Origin of the sequence: Sphaerochaeta sp. S2 (assembly GCF_016406725.1) — a bacterium.
GTDB lineage: Bacteria > Spirochaetota > Spirochaetia > Sphaerochaetales > Sphaerochaetaceae > Sphaerochaeta.
On the sequence record NZ_JAEKNT010000045.1, the window covers coordinates 1 to 1,571 of the forward strand.

At 45.6% G+C, this 1,571-nt stretch carries 3 protein-coding genes; all 3 read left to right on the forward strand.

Annotated elements, in window-relative coordinates:
* Window positions 1-704 (forward strand): HDIG domain-containing metalloprotein (locus JF818_RS01120; RefSeq protein ID WP_198890156.1); only part of this gene is annotated, 704 nt, incomplete at its 5' end.
* 8 nt (window positions 705-712) lie between these two features.
* Window positions 713-1,213: an rRNA maturation RNase YbeY gene (gene ybeY, locus JF818_RS01125; RefSeq protein ID WP_198890157.1), complete on the forward strand. Its 501-nt coding sequence runs from the start codon at window positions 713-715 to the stop codon at window positions 1,211-1,213.
* 2 nt (window positions 1,214-1,215) lie between these two features.
* Window positions 1,216-1,571: CBS domain-containing protein (locus tag JF818_RS01130; protein ID WP_233065358.1), on the forward strand; the 356-nt coding region annotated here is incomplete at its 3' end.

The following is a 1,571-nucleotide window of genomic DNA, read 5'->3' on the forward strand; positions in this document are numbered from 1 at the left end:
GTCTAAGTGAGCTGGCATTCAGCGCAAGCCCAGTGCTCGACCGTTTGGAATCAGTAGCACAGGGAACATACAATCATTGCAGAAACGTGGCTGACCTGAGCTTCAATGCAGCTCGCTCAATTGGAGCAAATGCCATGCTCGCTCGAGTAGGTGGGATGTATCATGATATTGGGAAGGCTGACCATCCTGAATACTTCATCGAGAACCAGAGTGGGGAAAACAAGCATGATGAAATCAAACCATCCCTCTCTGCGGCAATCATCAAGAGCCATGTGAAGCTTGGATTGGAGAAGGGAAGGGAGGCAGGTCTTCCTCAGGAAGTCCTGGATATCATCAGCCAACACCATGGCAATGATATCATCCAATTCTTCTACAATGAGGCAAAGAACCAGGTACAAGCTGCGGGAATGGATGTAAAAGAGGATGATTTCAAATACAATGGGAATCCACCAGCTTTTCCCGAATCTGCCATTGTGATGCTTGCTGATTGCGTGGAAGCTGCCAGCCGGACCTTGAAACGGCCAAACCACTCTAAGTATGAAAAATTGGTACACTCGCTTATCATGGGAAAATTGGAGAGGGACCAACTCAAGAACAGCCAACTCTCCCTTACGGACCTTGATCAGATAGAGGATGCATTTGTGCAAACATTGCTTGGACGCGATCATCGCCGTATCGAATATCCATCGGAGCAGAAAGGATAACCAGGACAATGAATACATATTATATCGATGTTTCCTATGAGGATGAGCAGTATGCAAAACAGGCACCCTCACAGATGGTTGTTGAACATCTGGAAAAGGTGCTCGCACTGCTTGGACAGCCAAGCTGTGAATGTTCTGTTAGCTTTGTCAGTGATGATACCATTCAGGATCTGAATAGGACGTATCGGGATAAGGACGAACCTACAGATATCCTCTCTTTCGTTCAGGAGGAAGATGTAGAAGATTTTTCTTGGCCTGAAGTACAAGTAGGATTGATTGATGGTCCGCCAGAGGAAATCAGGGTACTGGGAGACATGGTAATCTCTCTTGATGCCTTGAAAAGAAATGCACTATCCTTTAGTGTAGAACCAGATGAAGAGTTGTTTCGGCTCTTGATCCATGGCTTGCTTCACCTTCTTGGTGAAGATCATTCCAGCAATGATGCTGATGAGCCGATGTTGATCAAGCAAGAGAAACTTCTCCATCAATTGAGGGGGAGCAAACGTTGAGCTTGCCATGGAAAAGTCTGTTCAAGAAACGCTCTGACAATCGTGAGGAACGATTTAAAGCAGAGTTGGAAGAGCGGCAGACGATGATCGAGGGCATTCAGGAACTGCGGGATAAGACGGTCAAGGAGATTATGATTCCCCGGGTCGATGTCCAGTTTATCAGTAGTGATATCACGATTGATGAGTTGTATGGGATTATTCAGGAACAAGGGTACTCCCGTTATCCAGTATATGAGCAGACAATAGACAATATTGTTGGTGTTTTGTATGCTAAGGACATCATTCGTAATGGCATAGACAATGTGTTTGATGCCAAGACACTGATGAGACAGCCGTATTTTATTCCTGAAAGCAAGCA